This is a genomic window from Streptomyces sp. NPDC048349, from assembly GCF_040651925.1.
Classification (GTDB): domain Bacteria; phylum Actinomycetota; class Actinomycetes; order Streptomycetales; family Streptomycetaceae; genus Streptomyces.
The window spans coordinates 227124-244499 of the sequence record NZ_JBEZLA010000002.1 but is presented as its reverse complement, the minus strand read 5'-3'; the positions used below and the strand labels follow the sequence as shown (position 1 = coordinate 244499).

Sequence of the window (17376 nt, the reverse complement as noted above, 5' to 3'; positions counted from 1 at the left end):
GGGGTGTGGACTTCCAGCCGACCGAGGACCAGCGGGACCTGCGGGCAGGCGTACGGGACCTCCTGGCGGGCCGGTACGGGCGCGATGCCCTGCGGGCGTCGGTGGACGCGGCGCAGACGGGGGGCTGCGTGGACCGGGCGCTGTGGCGGGAGCTGGGGGAGGCGGGCTTCTTCGCGCTGCGGCTGCCCGAGGCGGACGGCGGGGTCGGGCTCGGGCTGCCGGAGGCGGCGCTCGTCTTCGAGGAGGCCGGGCGGGCGCTGGTGCCGGGGCCGCTGGTGGCCACGCACCTGGCGGCCGGGGTGGTCCCGGGGGCGGCGGCCGGGACCACCGTGGTCACGGCCTTCGACCTGGGCGGGGGGCTGGTCTCCCACCTGGCGGAGGCGGACGCGGTGCTCGGCGCCCCCGAGGTCCCCTCCGGCACCCCGGTCCGCTCGGCGGACCCGCTGACGCCGCTGCACCGGGTGGCGTCGTACCCGCAAGCGCCGGCGTCCGCGCACACCGCGGTGGGCGCCCTGCTGACGGCCGCCCTCCAGGCCGGGAGCGCGGCGCGGACGGTGGAGCTTGCGGTGCGCTACGCGGGGGAACGGGAGCAGTTCGGCCAGCCGATCGGGGCGTTCCAGGCGGTCAAGCACCTGTGTGCGCAGATGCTGGTGCGGGCGGAGGTGGCCCGTACGGCGGTCTACGCGGCGGCGGTGACGGCGGACGGCACGGAGATCGCGGCGGCCAAGCTCCTCGCGGACGAGGCCGCCGTGGGCAACGCGCGGGACTGCCTGCAGGTGCACGGTGGTATGGGCTTCACGTGGGAGGCGGACGTCCATCTGCACCTGAAGCGGGCCTGGGTGCGGGCCGAGCAGTGGCGCACGGCGGCGGAGGCGGAGGAGCTGCTGGCGGCAGAACTGCTGGGTGCGGCGTCGTAGCCGACTGTTACGGGAGGGAAGGAGCGGGACGCATGTCCGATTACAGAGAGTTGATATCGGTTTGTGTCCTTCGCTCCCGTCCTTACGGACCGGAGTCGGGGGGTCGCTCCGGTACGCTCCCACGAATGCGAGCGGTTGAGCGGCGCAGGCGTCGCACAGTATGCACCACGCCCACTCCTTCGCGCGGGAATATGCCCGAAGCGCTTGTTGTGGTGACTGTATGTCAACCATGCTGCTCCGCAAGGGGATCACAGTGGGTGATCCCATCCTGTCGCGAGGCGAAGTGTCCGCCGGTTCGGATGGTGTGAGCGGTGCAGGTGCTTCAGGTTCAGCTGGAGGTAGGACCGGATCCCGCCGAGGTCGGCCGGGCGCGCCGGTGGGCCCGGTCGCGGCTGGCGGGGTCGGGCATAGGGGACGACGAACCGCTCGCGGAGACGCTGATCCTGCTGATCTCCGAGCTGGTCACGAACGCGGTCGTGCACACGGGCTGTCCTGCGGTGCTGCGGATGCTGTTCGGGGGGCCGGGGGTGCGGGTCGAGGTCGCGGACGCGAGCGACCGGGCGCCGGCCCGCCGGCAGGCGGCCGGTGACGACACGGGCGGGCGCGGCCTGGAACTGGTGGACGGCCTGGCGGACCGCTGGGGCTGGCAGCGCGAGGGCGCGGGCAAACGGATCTGGTGCGAGATCGACCGCGAGGAGAAGTCGGCGTCGGACGGCGCCACGGACGGCCCGCCGGAAATTCACTCCTCGGTGCGGGAACCGCGCGTGTACCTCTAACGAGGTGTTGACGTTCCGTCACATCTTGATCACCCTGGTGTGGAGCGATTCGACGCGAGGGGACGCCAAGGACACGCCTTGACGAGTGCGGGTCGCGGGGTGGCGGCTGCCGTGCCGCGCTCGGGGCGTGCATGTGCACCGCCGCCACCCGCAGGACCTCCACCGCGGGGAGTGGCCGGCGGCCGGCGACCGGCCTGTGCGTACCGTCGCCCGCATCCGCCCGCTCTCCTCTTCCGGAGGTGCACGGGTCCGTACGGCCCCTCTGCCGGGGCGGAGGGGCCGGAGCGGGGCCGGCGGGGCCGATGGGGAAGTGCCGGGGCCGGACGCCTAGTTGTCGGCGCAGATCACGTCGTACGGACGGCCTACCGCCATGGTCAGTTCCATCGGCTCGCTGGTGCCCGACGGGCATTCGCTCTCCGTCTTGACCAGGCCGAGGACCTTGTACGTGCTCGAGCCGCCGGTGGCGCACGGGACCTCCTGCGCCTGGTCGGTCACGCAGTCGCCCTTGACCAGCTGGCCGCCGCCCGCACCCGGGTCGCCGGGGTGGTCGTCGGACAGGTTGCGGCCGCAGACGGTGTTGGTGGGGATGCCGCTCGTCTTGCCCTTGCCGTAAGAGATGCTCACCTCGATCATGAGGTCGGTGCCGGGCGGGCACTGGATCGAGCCCGGGAGGATGCTGGCCTCCTTGATGTCGATCGCCTTGAACGTGGCGCCGGAGGCGGAGCACTTCTGCGGGCGGTAGCCGTCGGGCTTGTTGTCCGGGTCCGGGCCGCCGCAGTCGCCGACCTTCCACGAACTGGACGTGTCGGAGGAGGACTCGGGGTTCCCGGGGTCCGAGGGCTTGCCGGAGGGCTTGGCGGACGGGGACACCGTGGCGGAGGCCGATCCCTTGGGCTTGCCGTCGTCGTTGCCGAGCCACTTGGAGGCGCCGTAGATGCCGGCGATGACCAGGGCGACGGCCAGGAAGCCGGCGAGGCCCCCGTTGGACCGGCGTCTGGGGGGCTGGGGCTGGGGCGGCGGCGCTGCCGCGTACGGGTTGGCCATGGGTCCTCCTGTGTGAGGGCGGTGGGTCCGGGGAATGACGCGCGAACGGTGACGCGTCATGGACACATCATGGTTCCACGGGGTGGGCAGAGCGGATCACCCCGGTCCGGATCCTGGGCGCCCGGCCGGCAGCCCCGCCCGGCAGCCCCGCCCGGCAGCCCCGCCCGGGAGCCCGGCCCGCAAGCTCCCGCCCCGTCCCCGGCCCCGGCCTCAGAGGACGGCCACCGGCGCCACCGGGGTGCCCGTGCCGCCGACGAACGGTTCCGGCATGGCCGAGAGGAGGAAGGTGTACCGGTTCTCTTCCGCACAGGCTGTGGACAACTTTTCGAGATTCCAGTTCTGGCCCTGGAGCATGCCCATCTCGACCAGGTCCAGGGCGTGCACCGGCAGCCACAGGTTCTCGATCTCCGGGGGGAAGATCTCGAACGTGAGCGTGTCGTTGGCGACCGCCGCCACGTCCCGCGCGTGGAACCACTGCGGCGTGCGGACCGACAGACCCGGGGACGGGAATCCGTAGCCGTGCTTGTCGCCCGCCAGGTAGACCTGGATCTGGCCGGTGCGGACCAGGACGATGTCCCCGGAGCGGACCGTCACCCCGCCGAACTCCTCCGCCTCGGCCAGGTCCTCCGGGGTCACCGCGTGGTCGCCGGGCAGCCGGTCCAGGCCCTTGGCGCGCGCCACGTCCAGCAGGACGCCCCTCGAGACGACGTGCCCGGCCGTGTCGATGCCGCTGAACCGCGACCGCGCGTGCGCGGTGATCGAGGAGGCCGGGCGGCCGTTGTAGATCTTCCCCGAGTGCGAGACGTGGGTCAGGGCGTCCCAATGGGTGCCCGCCTGGAGGCCCATGGTCACGGCGTCGTCGCTGCACGCCACCGTGCCCGGGCCGAACAGCTCCTGGTTGATCTGCACCATCGTGTGCAGCGGGTTGATCCGGCCGGGGATCATCCCGGCCTGCACCCCGTCCTCCTTGAGGGGGAGGGCCAGCGGGATGCGGCGGCCGGTGCGGACCTGCGCGGCGGCCGCCCGGACGACCTCGTCGGTGACCAGGTTCAAGGTGCCGATCTCGTCGTCGGCGCCCCAGCGCCCCCAGTTGTTGACGCGCTTGGCGATGTCGTGGAACTCCGCGGGCAGTGACATGGGCCTCAACAGCTCCTTGTGTGGAAACGGCAACGAGGGCTTGTGCAGGTGCATCCGGCTCCCCATAGAATCTAACGGTCCGTCAGAAAACGCGGGAAGGGGCCGGGCGTGGGGAACTTCTTGACAGGCAAGGTCGTCGCCGTCACCGGCGCCGGCCGGGGCATCGGGCGGGCCGTGGCACTCGCCGCGGCCGCCGAGGGCGCCAAGGTCGTCGTCAACGACTACGGAGTGGGCATCGAGGGAGGGGAACCCACCAGCGAGGTCGCACAGTCCGTGGTGAAGGAGATCCTCGCCGCGGGCGGCGAGGCCGTCGCCGTCGCCGACGACATCTCCACCATGGAAGGCGGCCAGCGCATCGTCGACACGGCCCTCGCCCAGTACGGGCGCATCGACGGCGTCGTGTGCGTGGCGGGCATCCTGCGCGAGCGGATGCTCTTCAACATGTCCGAGGAGGAATGGGACCCGGTGGTCGCCACCCACCTCAAGGGCACCTTCACCGTCTTCCGCGCCGCCTCCGCCGTCATGCGCCGGCAGGGCTCGGGCACCCTCATCGGCTTCACCAGCGGCAACCACCAGGGCTCCGTCGCCCAGGCCAACTACAGCGCGGCCAAGGGCGGGATCATCTCCCTCGTCCGCTCCGCCGCGCTCGGCCTGGCCAAGTACGGGGTCACGGCCAACGCCGTCGCACCCGTCGCCCGCACCCGGATGTCCGCGGGCGTCCCCATGGAGCTCAAGGAGATCGGCGAGCCCGAGGACGTCGCGGCGCTCGTCACCTACCTCCTCAGCGACCGGGCCAAGGCGGAGGAGATCACCGGGCAGGTCTACACGATCGCCGGCCCGAAGATCGCCGTCTGGGCGCAGCCGCGCGAACTGCGCGCCGGGTACGCGGAGGGCTCCTGGACGCCGGAGAAGATCGCCGACTTCCTGCCCGGGACGGTGGGCAAGGACCCGATGCCGATGCTCGCGCAGCTGGAGGCCATGGCCAAGGCGGCGGCTGCCAAGGACCGCCCCAACGCGTAGGCCCGCGGGGCTCGGAACCGGACGGACAGGGGGAGCAGCGTGGATTTCGGCTTCGGGGCCGAGGACGAGGAGCTGCGCGGGCGCGCCCGCGCGTGGCTGGCCGAGCACCTCGTGGGCCCGTACGCGCAGGCCCGGGGCCTCGGCGGGCCGGGCAGCGAGCACGAGGGGGTCGGCGCCCGGCGGGCCTGGGAGCGCGAGCTGGGCCGGGGCGGCTGGATCGGGCAGGGCTGGGAGGCCGAGGGGTACGGGAACCGCCGGCTCTCCCTGACGGGGCAGGTGGTGTGGGCCGAGGAGTACGCGGCGCTGCGCGCGCCCGCCCGGGTCGGCCACATCGGGGAGAACCTCCTCGCGCCCACCCTCATCGCGTACGGGACCCGGGAACAGCGGGACCGCTACCTTCCCGGCATCGCCCGCGGCGAGGAGCTGTGGTGCCAGGGGTACAGCGAGCCGGACGCCGGCTCCGACCTCGCGGGGATCCGCACGGCGGCGGTACGGGACGCCGCCGACGGGCGCCTGCGGGTCACCGGCCAGAAGATCTGGACCTCGCTGGCCCAGGACGCCGACTGGTGCTTCGTCCTGGCCCGTACCGAGCCGGGCTCCCGGCGCCACCGGGGGCTGTCGTTCCTGCTCGTACGGATGGACCAGCCGGGCCGGATCGACGTGCGGCCGATCCGGCAGATGTCGGGGACCTCGGAGTTCAACGAGGTGTTCTTCGACGGGGCGGTGGCCGCCGAGGTCGTCGGCGCCGAGGGCGACGGCTGGACCGTGGCCATGGGGCTGCTCGCCCTCGAGCGCGGCGTGTCGACCCTGGTCCAGCAGATCGGCTTCGCGGCGGAACTGGAGCGCGTCCTGGCGGCGTACGCGGAGTCGGGCGCCGACGATCCCGTCCTGCGCGAACGCCTGGTACGGCAGTGGGCCGAGCTGCGCACGATGCGGTGGAACGCGCTGCGGACGCTCGGCTCCGCCGGTGACGCCGGCGCCCCGAGCGTGGCCAAGCTGCTGTGGGGCGGCTGGCACCGGCGGCTCGGCGAGCTGGCGGTGGCGGTACGCGGCGCGGCGGCCGCGGCCGGGCCCCGGGACTGGGAGCCGGGGCTGCCGTACGAGTTCGGACTCGACGAGGCGCAGCGGCTCTTCCTCTTCACCCGGGCCGACACGATCTACGGCGGCTCGGACGAGATCCAGCGGAACATCATCGCCGAGCGGGTGCTCGGCCTGCCTAAGGAGTCCAGGTGAGAGGCGTCGTGTTCGACGGCAAGCAGGCCCAGGTGGTCGACGACCTGGAGATCCGCGATCCCGGGCCGGGGGAGGTGCTGGTCGCGGTGGCGGCGGCCGGGCTGTGCCACAGCGACCTGTCGGTGATCGAGGGGACGATCCCGTTCCCGCCGCCGGTGGTGCTCGGGCACGAGGGCGCGGGGGTGGTCGAGGCGGTCGGCCCGGGGGTGACGCACGTGGCGCCGGGCGACCACGTGGCGCTGTCGACGCTCGCCAACTGCGGGGCGTGCGCGGACTGCGACCGGGGCCGGCCGACGATGTGCCGCAAGGCGATCGGGATGCCCGGGCAGCCCTTCTCGCGGGGCGGGAAGCCGCTGTTCCAGTTCGCCTCCAACTCGGCCTTTGCGGAGCGGACGCTCGTCAAGGCCGTGCAGGCGGTGAAGATTCCGGCCGACATCCCGCTGACCTCGGCGGCGCTGATCGGCTGCGGGGTGCTGACGGGCGTGGGCGCGGTGCTGAACCGGGCGAAGGCCGACCGTGGCGAGTCGGTGGTCGTGATCGGCACCGGCGGGATCGGGCTGAACGTGCTCCAGGGGGCCAGGATCGCGGGGGCCACGACGATCGTGGCGGTCGACGCGAACCCGGCGAAGGAGGCGGTGGCCCGGCAGTTCGGGGCCACCCACTTCATCGATGCCTCGGCGGTCCCCGACTCCTCGGCGGCGGTCAAGGAGATCCTGCCCACCGGCGCGGACCACGCCTTCGAATGCGTCGGCAGCGTCAAGCTGATCCGCCAGGCGATCGACCTGCTCGACCGGCACGGGCAGGCGGTCCTGCTCGGCGTGCCCGGGTTCACGGAGGAGGCCTCGTTCCTCGTCTCGTCCCTGTACCTGGACAAGACGATCATGGGCTGCCGGTACGGGTCCTCGCGTCCGCAGCGCGACATCGCCCTCTACGCCGAGCTCTACCGGCAGGGGAAGCTGCTGCTGGACGAGCTGGTGACCGAGGTCTACCCAGTGGAGGACTTCGCCAAGGCGGCGGACGACGCCCACCACGGCCGGGTGGCCCGCGGGGTCCTCACCTTCTGACGGGCGCGGGGCGGGCGGGGCAGCGGGGCGGGCGGCTCGGCGGGGCGGGCGGGGCGGCTCGGATCGCGCCGGCCCGCCCGTCCGTGCGTCATGGGGTCGGCCGGGTGGCCGGGCGGTCAGCCGGCCAGGCGGCCGAAGCGGCCCTTGTGGAAGAGGAGGGGGTCGCCCTCGCCCGCCGCGCCCATGGCCACGACCCGGCCGACCACGATCAGGTGGTCGCCGCCGGTGTGGACGGCGTGGATCCGGCAGTCGATCCAGGCGGGCACGGCCTCGAGCTGCGGGGATCCGGTGACGGGGGCCGGGGCGTGGGTCACCCCGGCGAACTTGTCCGCGCCGCTGACGGCGAAGGACCGGCACAGTTCTCCCTGTTCGGCCCCGAGGATGTTCACGCAGAACACCCCGGCGCGGGCGATCCGCGGCCAGGTGGTCGACGTACGGGCCACCATGAAGGTGACCAGGGGCGGGTCGAGGGACAGCGAGGCGAAGGACTGGCAGGCGAAACCGGCCGGGCCCTCCTCGCCCCCGGCGGGCGGCGCGGTGATGACGGTGACCCCGCTCGCGAAGTTCCCGAGCACGGCCCGGAATTCGGCGGGCGACACCGGCGCACGCTCGTCCTCGCCCACGGCCCGCAGATCGGGGCGCGGCAGGGCGTCGACGGGCTCGGGCCCCGGCTCCGGCGAGGCGGAGGTGGGGGAGCCGACTGACCTGAGGTATCGGACGACGGTGGCCGCCATCCCTGCGTGTCCCATCACACCCACGATTGAACCTGACGGTTCGTCAGATGGGAAGGGAGGGGCGGGTCCGGCATTGATTGAACACGTTCAGGGGAGGGTGTAAGGTCCGGCCCTGAGAGTGTTGAACATGTTCAAGGCGAGTGGGGTGGCGTCATGGCGGGACACGTGGCACACGGGCCGGCACCGGCACACGGACCGGCACCGGCACCGGCACCGGCGGCGGCGCCGGAAGCGCCGGAGCCGCCCCGTGCGAGGCCGAGCTGGTGGGCGGCCGCGCCGGGGGCCGAAGCGGTCTTCATCGGCGAGGTGCTGGTCGGGCTGGCCCTGCTGCTCGTCCTGCCGGGAACCGAGGACCCCCACGGCCGGGAGGAGTGGAGCGCGGGAGTCTTCCTGTTCATGCCGGTCGTGCTCGTGGTCCTCGGGCTGTTCCTCTGCATCAGCGCCTTCCTGCACGCCATGGTGTTCACCCGGCCGGCCCTCGCGCTGGCCCGGCGGACCGGCCGCCCGTGGGTCGCGGCGGTCTGGCTGCTCGCCGTGTCGGCGGGCTGTGCGGTGTTCCCCTGGTCGGTCGGTGCCTCGTACACCGGCTGCTGGTTCTGGATCGCGGCGAGCGGGGTGCCTCCCCTGCTGGTGGCGCGCCGGGCACTGCGCACGGGCCGCGAGCCGGGGTCGGTCGTGGCCAGGACGGCCCTGGCCACCGGCGCCCTCGCGTTCGCGGCCGCACTGATCGGGGCCGTTTAGGAGGTCGCCGGGACCGCGGAACGGCCGGAGCTCTTCCAGGTGTACGGCGACCCGGACGGGGTGTCGGACATGTGGCTGATGCGCACAGCGTGAAGACCTGATCCGCCGGTCAACTGCCCTGTGATCAAAGAGACATGACACTCCGTCGTGCCTGTCGGAGCGCGTGTGTACAGTCGTCGCCAACGACAAGGACGTCGGGGGCCGGCATGAGCATGGGGAACGGGTTTCGCAACCGGGCCGAGCGGATCGCGCTGGGTGCGATGGCGACGGCGGGCGTCGGGGTCCTGCTCGCCGACCTCCTCGGGTGGCTCGACAAGATGGCTCCCGGGGGCACGCTCCCGAAGATCACGCTGCTCATCCTGAGCACGGTCACCCTCTTCCTCCTCATGGAGTTCGACCGCCTCAAAGTGCTCGACACCATGAACGCGCAGGTCTCCCGGCTCGACATCGACGGCATCGAGGGCCAGCTCCGGCGCGAGCGCTACGACGGGGTGACCAGGGTGCACCCGACCTTTCCCGAGGCGGCCTTCCTCGAGCTGCTGAAGAACGCCCGGTGGGAGGTGTCCATCCTGCAGACCTGGATACCCAACCTCGAGCAGCTGAAGAGCGAGCTGACGAAGGCCGTCGCCGAGCGGCGCACGGAGGTGCGCATCCTGCTGCTGCACCCCTCGTCCCTGGTGGCGGACCTGCGGGACCGCGCCCTGCGGACCGGGGAGCCCGGCCGCGGGGTGGACGTGCGGGGGAGTCTGGAGATCCTCAAGACCGTCCACGACGCCATTCCGCCGCAATTGCGGCACCGGCTCCAGGTGCGCGTGTACAACTCGCTGCCGTCGATCGCCGTCTACAAGGCCGACGAGCGCTACCTGGTCAGCTCGTTCCTGCACGGCCGGCTCGCCATCCAGTCCACCCAGCTCGAGATCGACGGGTGCGAGACGGCGATGGGCCGGGAAGTCCAGGGTGAGCTGGACAAGTTGTGGGGCATCGGCCGCGATGTCGATCTCCGCGACTGGCAAAGATCAATCGACTCCATGAATTAGAGGTAACGGCCGTGGAAGAACTGGACCGGTTCGAGGACGAACTGATCGGGCGGTACGGGCAGCACCCGGTACTGGCGAACATCGGGCAGCTCCCCGACGAGGACTTCGCCGCGGTCCTCCTCCAGCGGCGCTTCCTCTCGCTCGCGTTCACCCCGGCCTACGACCTGGCGATCGACCTCCTGCGCGACGAGGAGGGGCTGCGCATCGCCCGGGTCATCCTGCGCGAGGAGTACCCGGACAGCCACGGGATGCGGTCCCACCGCGAGGACATGACGGCGGACATGTACCGGCTCGGCGTCTCCAGGGAGGCCCTCGTCCACACGCGGCCGACCCGGGCGACCCGGCGGGCCATCGACGCCACCTTCGACCTGATCGCCGACGCCGGCACCCACGAGGACGCCGACCTGCGGGTCCTGACCATCCTGCGCTTCTGGGGCGAGATCCTGGTCTCCGTCGAGTACGGGCGGCTGTGGGAGCGCATGGAACCCGCGCTCACCCAGGACGGGGAGAACATCTCCCGCTTCTACCACCCGCACCACTTCCATGACGCCAAGCGAGAGTCGCTCGCGACCGCGGACCTCCTGGCCACGAGCCACTCCGACCGCCTGGCGACCCGCGTGCGGGCGCTCCTGGGCCGGGGAGGCGAGGGGGCGGCCGACGCCTTCAAGGAAGTGGAGCGGCGCTCCCTCCAGATCAAGGTGGCCTTCTACGACCAGTTCCTGCCGGCGCTCGAGCGCGTCGGGATCTGACGCGGCGGTCGGCCGCCTGCCGCCGTGCGGGTGAAACCCCGGCTCGCCGGGGGTCCGTGCGCCCGCCGGCGCGCGGGGGCTCGGCATCGTGGCCGGCGGACTCGTACCGCCGTACCCGTGGGAGGCACCTGATGCTCGGCACCGACTTCCGTACCGGATCACCCAACTGGATCGACCTCGGAAGCCCCGACACGGACATGGCCGCCGCGTTCTACGGTGCCGTCTTCGGCTGGACCTTCGTCTCCGCCGGGCCCGAGGCCGGCGGGTACGGCTTCTGGCAGGTGGGCGGGAAGACCGTCGCCGCGCTGGGGCCGCTCACCGAGGAGGGCGCGAGGTCGGCCTGGATGGTCCACTTCCAGAGCGACGACATCCGGGCCACCGCCGAGGCCGTCAGGGCCGGGGGCGGGCAGGTGCGGATGGAGCCCATGGACGTCATGGGGGAGGGCTGGCTGGCACAGTTCACCGACCCGCAGGGCGCGCAGTTCGCGAGCTGGCAACCGGGCAAGACCCTGGGGATCGGAGCGGCCTCCGCGGAGAACACCCTGGTGTGGGTGGAGCTCCACGTGCCCGACCCGGTCGCGGCCCTCGCCTTCTACCACGGGGTGTTCGGGTGGCGGCACCAGGAGATGGACGCGCCCGGGATGACGTACCGGGTGCTGAGCACCGCAGACGGCGACCAGCAGGGCACCTCCTTCGGTGGGGTCGCGGAACAGGGCGAAGGCGCGGGCGGCGGGTCGACGACGGTGCCGCGCTGGGTGCCGTACTTCCACGTGGCCGACGTGGACGCCACCGTCTCGGCCGTCGAGGGCAACGGCGGTGCGGTGCTGATGCCGGCGGCGGACGTGCCGGACGTCGGCCGGATCGCGTGGGCCGCGGATCCGGCGGGGGCGGTGTTCGCGCTGCTGAAGCCCGCTCCGCGGACGTAGTCGGGGCTGGGACGGGCGCTGGTCTGGGGCTGGGCTGGGGCTGGGTCTGGGATCGGGCGGGGGCGGTGGCCGTGGCCGGGGTCAGCGGCCGGTGTACTTGGGCGTGCGGCGCTCCACGAAGCTCGCCACGCCCTCGTTCGCGTCGGCTGTCCCCATGTTGATCTCCTGGGCGGTGGCCTCGGCGGCCAGCGCGGCCGCCCGGTCCCCGTCCAGGGACGCGTTGACCAGCTGCTTCGCCAGTGCGAGGGCACGGGTGGGGCCCTGGGCGAGGCGCTCCGCCCACTCCCGGGCGGCCGCCTCCAGCTCCTCGGCCGGGACCACCTTGTTGACCAGGCCCAGACGTGCGGCCTCGGCGGCGGGGACGGCGTCGCCGAAGAAGATCAGCTCCTTGGCCTTCTGCGGGCCGATCAGGCGGGGGAGCAGGTACGCGCCCCCGCCGTCGGGGACCAGGCCGCGGCGGACGAACACCTCGATGAAGCGGGCCCCTTCGGAGGCGATCACCAGGTCGCAGGCGAGGGCGAGGTGGGCGCCGATGCCGGCGGCGGTGCCGTTGACGGCGGCGATGACCGGCTTCTCGCAGTCGAGGACCGCGGTGATCAGGCGCTGCGCGCCGAGGCGGATCATGCGGGCCACGTCACCGGCGACGCGCTCGGTGGCCTGGGCCGGTGGGGAGCCGCCGCGGAGGTCGGCGCCTGCGCAGAATCCCTTGCCGGTGGCGGTGATGACGACGGCGCGGACGTCGGGGTCGGCGGAGGCCTCCTCCAGCAGCCTGATGACGCGTTCGCGCTGGTCCCAGGTGACGGCGTTCATGGCGTCCGGGCGGTTGAGGGTGATCCACGAGACGTTGGCGTCGACGCTGTGCAGGATCTCGTCCATGGTGCGGTGACTCCAGGGGGGTGGGCGGTGGTGGTGGGCGGCGTCGGGGGCCGGGTGTGGGGCGGGTCGGGGCGATGCCGGGGCGGGGGGAGCGAAGCCGGGGTGAGGCCGGGCCGGGGCGGGAGCTAGGCCGGGCCGGGGCGGGGGCGGCGGCGGGGTGGGGTGTCGGCCGGGACGGGCTTCGATGTTCGGCGCCTTGGGGTGCGTTGGCTGTGAGGGCTTGGAGTGCGCCGAAGTCATCTCGTTTTAGTCCCGGCCGACACCCCACCCCGCCGCCGCCCCCTCGGGTTCGCCCGCATGGTTCCGCCCCCTCGGGCCTCCCCCGCATGGTTCCGCCCCGTCGGCGTGGGGGAGGGGGTGGTGGTGGGGTGTCAGCGGCAGATGGCCAGGGCGTCCAGGGCCACGGCTCCTTGGCCCCGGGGGAGGACCATCAGGGGGTTGATGTCCAGTTCGGAGAGTTCGTCGCCCAGTTCCAGGGCCATGCGCTGGATCCGCAGGATGACTTCCACCAGGGCGTCGACGTCGGCCGGGGGTGCTCCCCGTACGCCCTCCAGCAGCGCGGCCCCGCGCAGTTCCGTGAGCATCGCGCGGGCCTGGTTCTCCCCGAAGGGCGGCACGCGGACCGCCGCGTCGTTCAGGACCTCCACCAGGACTCCGCCCAGCCCGACCGTGACGGTGGGACCGAAGAGGTCGTCCTGGGTGACCCCGACGACCATCTCCACGCCGCGTTCGACCATCTGGCACACCAGGATGCCGTCCAGCGGGACGTTCTCGTAGCGGGCAATGTCGGTGAGCTCGCGGTACGCGTCGCGGATCTGGCTCGCGGAGGTGAGACCGATCTTGACCAGGCCCAGCTCGGTCTTGTGGCCCAGCTGGGGGCCGGAGGCCTTCATCACCACCGGGTAGCCGACCAGTCCCGCGGCGCGGACCGCGGCCGCCGCGCTGGTGACCAGCTGCTCGCGGGGGACCCGGATGCCGTACGCGCGCAGCAGTTGCTTGGCCGCGTGCTCGCTGAGCTGCTGGCCGGGCCGCATCAGGGCCTGTGCCTTGCGGTAGGAGGGGGAGGGGGTGCGGGGGGCTTCGTCGAAGGGGGAGCGGTAGCCGGTGGTGAAGCGGTGGTGGCCGAGGTACGCGCGGACGGCGGTGATGCAGTTGCCGAAGGTGCGGAAGGTCGCCACGCGGGAGGAGCCCAGCAGTACGTTCCGGTAGGCGTCCTCCGTGCCGACCGGCGAGCCCCAGATCACGCAGATCAGCTTGTCGCTCTGCTCGGCCGCGTCCACCAGGTCCTGGGCGAGTTTGTCGCTCATCGGGGGGAAGGGGCCGGTGATCGGGCAGATCAGGACGCCCACCGAGGGGTCGGCGAGGATCGCGTCGATGATCTTGCGGCCGCGCCAGTCGCCGACGGGGTGGCCGCCGTTGTCGACGGGGTTCGCGACGTTGAGGTACTCCGGGATCCACTGGTGCAGCTCGTCCTGCTTGGCCCGGGAGAGCGTCGGCAGGCTGAGTCCGGCCTCCGTCGCCAGGTCGGAGAAGTGGGCCCCGGTGCCGCCGGAGATGGAGTACACGACGACGCCTTCGGCCTTCGGCCTGCGGGCCCGGGCGAGGAGGGCGGTGGTGTCCTGGAGCTCGTCCAGCCCGTCCACGCGGATGACGCCGAACTGGCGCATGGCGGCGTCCACGACGGTGTCCGCGCCGGTCAGCTTCCCGGTGTGGGAGGCGGCCATCCGGGCGCCGGTCTCGGTGCGGCCGACCTTGACGGCGACGACCGGCACCCCGCGCCGCGCGGCGCGGTCGGCGGCGAGCAGGAAGGACCGGCCGTCCTTGAGGCCCTCCACGTAACAGGCGATGGCCCCGACCTCGGGCTGCTCGGCGAAGTAGGAGATGAAGTCGGAGGTCTCCAGGTCGGCCTCGTTGCCGGTCGGCGCCCAGTGGGAGAGGCGGACGCCCAGCTCCTGGAGGGTGTAGACGGGCCGCCCCTGGTGGCCGGACTGGGTGATCAGCGCGATGGCCGGTCCGGTGAGGTCCTCGCGGAACTCCTCGAAGGCGTTGAGGTTCGTGTTGGGGCCCAGCAGGCGCAGGCCCGAGCGGCCGACGGCGGCCGTCAGGCGGGCCTGGGCGGCGGCTCCCGCGTCCCCGGTCTCGGCGAAGCCCGAGGCGAAGGCGACGGCGAACTTCACCTTCGTCTCGGCCAGTTCCTCGATGACGGGGACCGGGTCGGCGACCAGGAGGACGGCGAGGTCCACCTGTTCGGGCAGGTCCGCGACGGAGGGCACGCAGGGCAGGCCGAAGACGCTCTCACGGGCGGGGTGCACGGGGTGGATGCGTGCGCCGACGCGCTGCGCCCAGGCGATGAGCTGGCGGGTGATGCCGGTGTTGGGTCTGCCCTCGGCGTCGGAGGCGCCGATGACGGCGACCGACTCGGGCCGGAAGAACCGGTCCAGGTCGGGGACCTCGGAGTGCAGGGGCCGTCCGCTGACGTCCAGGGCGACCGCGTCCTCGGCGGAGGGCGGCGCCGAGGAGTGGACAGCCGTTCTGGGGGACTCCCCGCAGGCCTCGACACGTGCGCGGAAGTCGGTGGTGAGGGTGCCGTGAGTAGATCCAAGCATCGTTCCGCCCGCTCCTGCTCGATGAACCTCGATGGAACTCGATAACTGACGTGTAGTCAGATTACTGAACTGACGTGCCGTCAGGAACAGGGCTGCGCAGGAAAGGTGGTGGAGGTGGTGTGTGGAACGGTGTCAGATCTCCTCGGGGGCGGTCCAGAGTGCCATTCCGGCCGCAGCGGCCCTCAGGCCCGGGGTGCGCGCAGCCGGCGTTGCACGGCCCGGGCGATCTCCTCGGCGTCCCGGGCCATCTCCCGGAACATTCCGCTGATGGGGTTGGAGAAGCCGGTGAAGTACAGGCCGGGGGCCCGTGCGGGGGTGTGGGCGCCGTGCGTGCGGGGCCGCCCGCGCTCGTCGAGCACGTCCTCGAGCCCGCCCACGAGGCCCTCGAGGGCACGGCTGTATCCGGTCGCCGCGACCACGGCGTCCGGGGTGATCCGCGAACCGTCCGCGAGCACCACCTCCGCGCCGTCGAAGGCCTCCACGGCGGCCACCGGCTCCACCCGCCCGGAGCGGACCGCGTCGATCAGACCGACGTCCTGGACCGGGATTGCGCCCTCCTTGACCCTGCTGTAGAGGCCGGTGGAGGGGCGCGGGAGCCCGTACTGCGACAGGTCCGGGACCGACGCCCTGGCGACGAGCGCGCCCAGCCGGTCCACGAGCCGCACGGGCAGGCGCCGTACGAGGATGCCGGTGCGCTGGGCCGGCCAGCCGCACGTGGAGCGGCGCACGATGTGCGGGGCGGTGCGCACGGCGAGCCGCACCCGGGCGGCGCCGCCCTCGGCGAGGTCGACGGCTATCTCGGCGCCGGTGTTGCCGACGCCGACGACCAGGACGTCGCGGCCGGCGTACGGAGTGGGGTCGCGGTAGTCGGCGGCGTGCAGCAGCTGCCCGGTGTACGCGTCACGGCCGGGCCAGTCGGGGAGCCGCGGGGTGTGGTTGAACCCGGTGGCGACGACCACGGCCGCGGCGGTGAGCACCCGCCCGCCGGTGGCGTGCAGGGTCCAGCCGCCGTCCGCGTCGCGCTCGAGGCGGGTGACCTCGACACCGGTGACGATCTCCAGCTCGTGGAACTCGGCGTACTTCTCCAGGTACCGCACCACGTCGTCGCGCGAGACCCAGCCGCCGAAGCGGCGCGGCATGGGCAGGCCGGGGAGCGCCGAAAGCCGGCGCGTGGTGTGCAGGTGGAGCCGGTCGTAGTGCCGCCGCCACGACGCGCCGACCCCGTCGGACTTCTCGACGACCACGGCGCGGACCCCGCGGGCGCGCAGTGCGGCGGCGACGGCGAGGCCGCCGGGACCGCCGCCGATGACGTACACGGGGCGGGGCTGGGTGGTCATGTCGGGTGCTGCGGGGACTCCTGGCATGAGGTGTGATCGTATCGCCACGCTGCGTTGATGGGTCTCGGTCGGGCGGGGAATCGATTGCGGATCGATCACGGCGGGCCGGGCCCTTGCGGGATCGGCCGGGATCCGCTGAACTGACGTACCGTCAGGTAGTGGGACCGATCGGGATCGAGAGAGGGCGGGGGCTGTCGATGCAGACCGTCTGGCTCAGTGGGGCCGAATGGCTCGCCGTGCTCCGGATAGGCCTCGGCCTGTGGTGGCTGGAGAGCTGGCGGCACAAGGACAAGAAGGGCTGGTTCGAGCGCGGGACCGGCATCGCCTGGGCCGCCGACGTCGCGGGCAAGCACCGCTGGACCTTCGTCAAGGGCGGCTTCGAGCTGCTCGTGAAGCCCCGCCCCAAGGTGATGGCCTACGTCGTCGTCTACGCGGAACTCGCCCTCGGGCTGGGTCTCGTACTCGGCTTCCTGACCCCGGTCGCGCTGGTGGGCGGGCTGCTGCTGAACCTGCTCTACCTGGTGCTGATGATCCACGACTGGGCCGAGCAGGGCCAGAACACGATGATGGCGCTCATCTCGCTGGTCGCCCTGTTGGCCATGTCCTGGCAGACCTGGTCCCTCGACGCGGCGATCGGACTCTTCCTGTGAACGAGGTGCGCTACGACCTGCCGGAGGCGGACGAGTTCACCCGGCCCTACTGGGACGCGGCGGCCGAGGGCCGGCTCCTGCTGCGCCGCTGCGCGGACTGCGGGCGTGCGCACCACTACCCGCGGGAGTTCTGCCCGTTCTGCTGGGCCGGCGAGGACCGGGTGGCGTGGGAGGCGGCGAGCGGCCGGGCGACCCTCTACACCTGGTCGGTGATCCACCGGAACGACCTGCCGCCGTTCGGCGGGCGGGTCCCGTACACGGCGGCGGTCGTCGACCTGGCGGAGGGTCCGCGGATGATGACGGAGGTCATCGCCTGCCCCGCGCCGGACCTGCGCATCGGCATGCCCCTGAGGGTCGCCTTCCGCGAGGCGTCGGAAGGCCTCCACGTCCCGGTCTTCGCGCCGGCCCCGGTTTAGGGGCGGGGCCGACGGGGCGGGGCAGGGCCGACGGGGCGGGGCGCCGGCCGGGGCTTCCCCGTCGCCGCATCGGCCCCCGGCATTACGGCCGTGAAGCGGGGCCTCGCGGCCCC

Annotated in this window: 17 protein-coding genes; 11 read left to right on the top strand and 6 right to left on the bottom strand. The window is 72.8% G+C overall.

Going from position 1 to position 17376, the window contains the following annotated elements:
• The first annotated feature begins 5 nt into the window (after positions 1–5).
• Both AB0D44_RS02875 and AB0D44_RS02870 read left to right on the top strand, forming a co-directional pair.
• Positions 6–917 (top strand): acyl-CoA dehydrogenase family protein, encoded by a 912-nt coding sequence (locus AB0D44_RS02875; protein WP_362583359.1) that lies wholly within the window; start codon positions 6–8, stop codon positions 915–917.
• Between the two features lie 311 nt (positions 918–1228).
• Positions 1229–1693, top strand: a complete 465-nt coding sequence (locus tag AB0D44_RS02870) for an ATP-binding protein (protein ID WP_362583356.1) — start codon at positions 1229–1231, stop codon at positions 1691–1693.
• Between the two features lie 327 nt (positions 1694–2020).
• Here the strand turns inward: AB0D44_RS02870 and AB0D44_RS02865 are convergent, their stop codons facing one another.
• Positions 2021–2737 carry a hypothetical protein gene (locus tag AB0D44_RS02865; RefSeq protein ID WP_362583353.1) on the bottom strand — a complete coding sequence of 239 codons (717 nt, stop codon included), beginning with the start codon at positions 2735–2737 and terminating at the stop codon, positions 2021–2023.
• A 210-nt stretch (positions 2738–2947) separates the two neighbouring features.
• Entirely contained in the window at positions 2948–3874 is a 927-nt protein-coding gene (locus tag AB0D44_RS02860; RefSeq protein WP_362583350.1) for a cyclase family protein, read from the bottom strand.
• A 108-nt stretch (positions 3875–3982) separates the two neighbouring features.
• Between AB0D44_RS02860 and AB0D44_RS02855 the strand changes: the two genes are divergently transcribed.
• From AB0D44_RS02855 to AB0D44_RS02845, 3 genes are read left to right on the top strand one after another with little or no spacing between them, the layout of a single operon-like run.
• On the top strand, positions 3983–4894 hold the full coding sequence (locus AB0D44_RS02855) for an SDR family oxidoreductase (RefSeq protein ID WP_362583347.1): 912 nt from the start codon (positions 3983–3985) through the stop codon (positions 4892–4894).
• Positions 4895–4933: 39 nt separating this feature from the next.
• On the top strand, positions 4934–6127 hold the full coding sequence (locus tag AB0D44_RS02850) for an acyl-CoA dehydrogenase family protein (protein ID WP_362583345.1): 1194 nt from the start codon (positions 4934–4936) through the stop codon (positions 6125–6127).
• The gene (locus tag AB0D44_RS02845) at positions 6124–7191 is read left to right on the top strand and encodes a Zn-dependent alcohol dehydrogenase (RefSeq protein WP_362583343.1); all 1068 of its coding nucleotides are present in this window, start codon (positions 6124–6126) and stop codon (positions 7189–7191) included. Before AB0D44_RS02850 ends, AB0D44_RS02845 begins: the two co-directional genes overlap by 4 nt.
• 116 nt (positions 7192–7307) lie before the next feature.
• On the opposite strand, the gene AB0D44_RS02840 is transcribed toward AB0D44_RS02845, so the two are convergent.
• A complete protein-coding gene (locus tag AB0D44_RS02840; protein ID WP_362583423.1) occupies positions 7308–7925 on the bottom strand; it encodes a flavin reductase family protein in 618 nt (205 codons plus the stop codon).
• 153 nt (positions 7926–8078) lie between these two features.
• Between AB0D44_RS02840 and AB0D44_RS02835 the strand changes: the two genes are divergently transcribed.
• The 4 genes from AB0D44_RS02835 to AB0D44_RS02820 all read left to right on the top strand — a co-directional run bounded on the left by AB0D44_RS02835 (position 8079) and on the right by AB0D44_RS02820 (position 11378).
• Positions 8079–8666 carry a hypothetical protein gene (locus tag AB0D44_RS02835; RefSeq protein ID WP_362583340.1) on the top strand — a complete coding sequence of 196 codons (588 nt, stop codon included), beginning with the start codon at positions 8079–8081 and terminating at the stop codon, positions 8664–8666.
• 206 nt (positions 8667–8872) lie between these two features.
• Complete coding sequence (locus tag AB0D44_RS02830; RefSeq protein ID WP_362583337.1) at positions 8873–9703, top strand: hypothetical protein; 831 nt, start codon at positions 8873–8875, stop codon at positions 9701–9703.
• A gap of 11 nt (positions 9704–9714) precedes the next feature.
• Positions 9715–10452, top strand: coding sequence for a hypothetical protein (locus tag AB0D44_RS02825; RefSeq protein WP_362583334.1), 738 nt, complete (start codon positions 9715–9717; stop codon positions 10450–10452).
• A 131-nt stretch (positions 10453–10583) separates the two neighbouring features.
• Positions 10584–11378, top strand: a complete 795-nt coding sequence (locus AB0D44_RS02820) for a VOC family protein (protein WP_362583331.1) — start codon at positions 10584–10586, stop codon at positions 11376–11378.
• 81 nt (positions 11379–11459) lie between these two features.
• On the opposite strand, the gene AB0D44_RS02815 is transcribed toward AB0D44_RS02820, so the two are convergent.
• From AB0D44_RS02815 to AB0D44_RS02805, 3 genes are all read right to left on the bottom strand, one after another.
• A complete protein-coding gene (locus AB0D44_RS02815; protein WP_362583328.1) occupies positions 11460–12254 on the bottom strand; it encodes an enoyl-CoA hydratase-related protein in 795 nt (264 codons plus the stop codon).
• 371 nt (positions 12255–12625) lie between these two features.
• Positions 12626–14860: an acetate--CoA ligase family protein gene (locus AB0D44_RS02810; RefSeq protein ID WP_362583325.1), complete on the bottom strand. Its 2235-nt coding sequence runs from the start codon at positions 14858–14860 to the stop codon at positions 12626–12628.
• Between the two features lie 182 nt (positions 14861–15042).
• Positions 15043–16224, bottom strand: a complete 1182-nt coding sequence (locus tag AB0D44_RS02805; protein WP_362583322.1) for an NAD(P)/FAD-dependent oxidoreductase — start codon at positions 16222–16224, stop codon at positions 15043–15045.
• A gap of 170 nt (positions 16225–16394) precedes the next feature.
• On the opposite strand from AB0D44_RS02805, the gene AB0D44_RS02800 reads away from it, so the two are divergent.
• Positions 16395–16847, top strand: a complete 453-nt coding sequence (locus AB0D44_RS02800; RefSeq protein WP_362583420.1) for a DoxX family protein — start codon at positions 16395–16397, stop codon at positions 16845–16847.
• Entirely contained in the window at positions 16844–17263 is a 420-nt protein-coding gene (locus AB0D44_RS02795) for a Zn-ribbon domain-containing OB-fold protein (RefSeq protein ID WP_362583319.1), read from the top strand. Before AB0D44_RS02800 ends, AB0D44_RS02795 begins: the two co-directional genes overlap by 4 nt.
• The last annotated feature ends 113 nt before the right edge of the window (positions 17264–17376 follow it).

Bases quoted from the DNA above. Each gene is read 5' to 3' on its own strand.
- AB0D44_RS02830 (WP_362583337.1), top strand. From the start codon at position 8,873: ATGAGCATGGGGAACGGGTTTCGCAACCGGGCCGAGCGGATCGCGCTG.
- AB0D44_RS02840 (WP_362583423.1), bottom strand. From the start codon at position 7,925: ATGGCGGCCACCGTCGTCCGATACCTCAGGTCAGTCGGCTCCCCCACC.
- AB0D44_RS02800 (WP_362583420.1), top strand. From the start codon at position 16,395: ATGCAGACCGTCTGGCTCAGTGGGGCCGAATGGCTCGCCGTGCTCCGG.
- AB0D44_RS02810 (WP_362583325.1), bottom strand. From the start codon at position 14,860: ATGCTTGGATCTACTCACGGCACCCTCACCACCGACTTCCGCGCACGT.
- AB0D44_RS02835 (WP_362583340.1), top strand. From the start codon at position 8,079: ATGGCGGGACACGTGGCACACGGGCCGGCACCGGCACACGGACCGGCA.
- AB0D44_RS02815 (WP_362583328.1), bottom strand. From the start codon at position 12,254: ATGGACGAGATCCTGCACAGCGTCGACGCCAACGTCTCGTGGATCACC.
- AB0D44_RS02860 (WP_362583350.1), bottom strand. From the start codon at position 3,874: ATGTCACTGCCCGCGGAGTTCCACGACATCGCCAAGCGCGTCAACAAC.
- AB0D44_RS02820 (WP_362583331.1), top strand. From the start codon at position 10,584: ATGCTCGGCACCGACTTCCGTACCGGATCACCCAACTGGATCGACCTC.
- AB0D44_RS02865 (WP_362583353.1), bottom strand. From the start codon at position 2,737: ATGGCCAACCCGTACGCGGCAGCGCCGCCGCCCCAGCCCCAGCCCCCC.
- AB0D44_RS02805 (WP_362583322.1), bottom strand. From the start codon at position 16,224: ATGCCAGGAGTCCCCGCAGCACCCGACATGACCACCCAGCCCCGCCCC.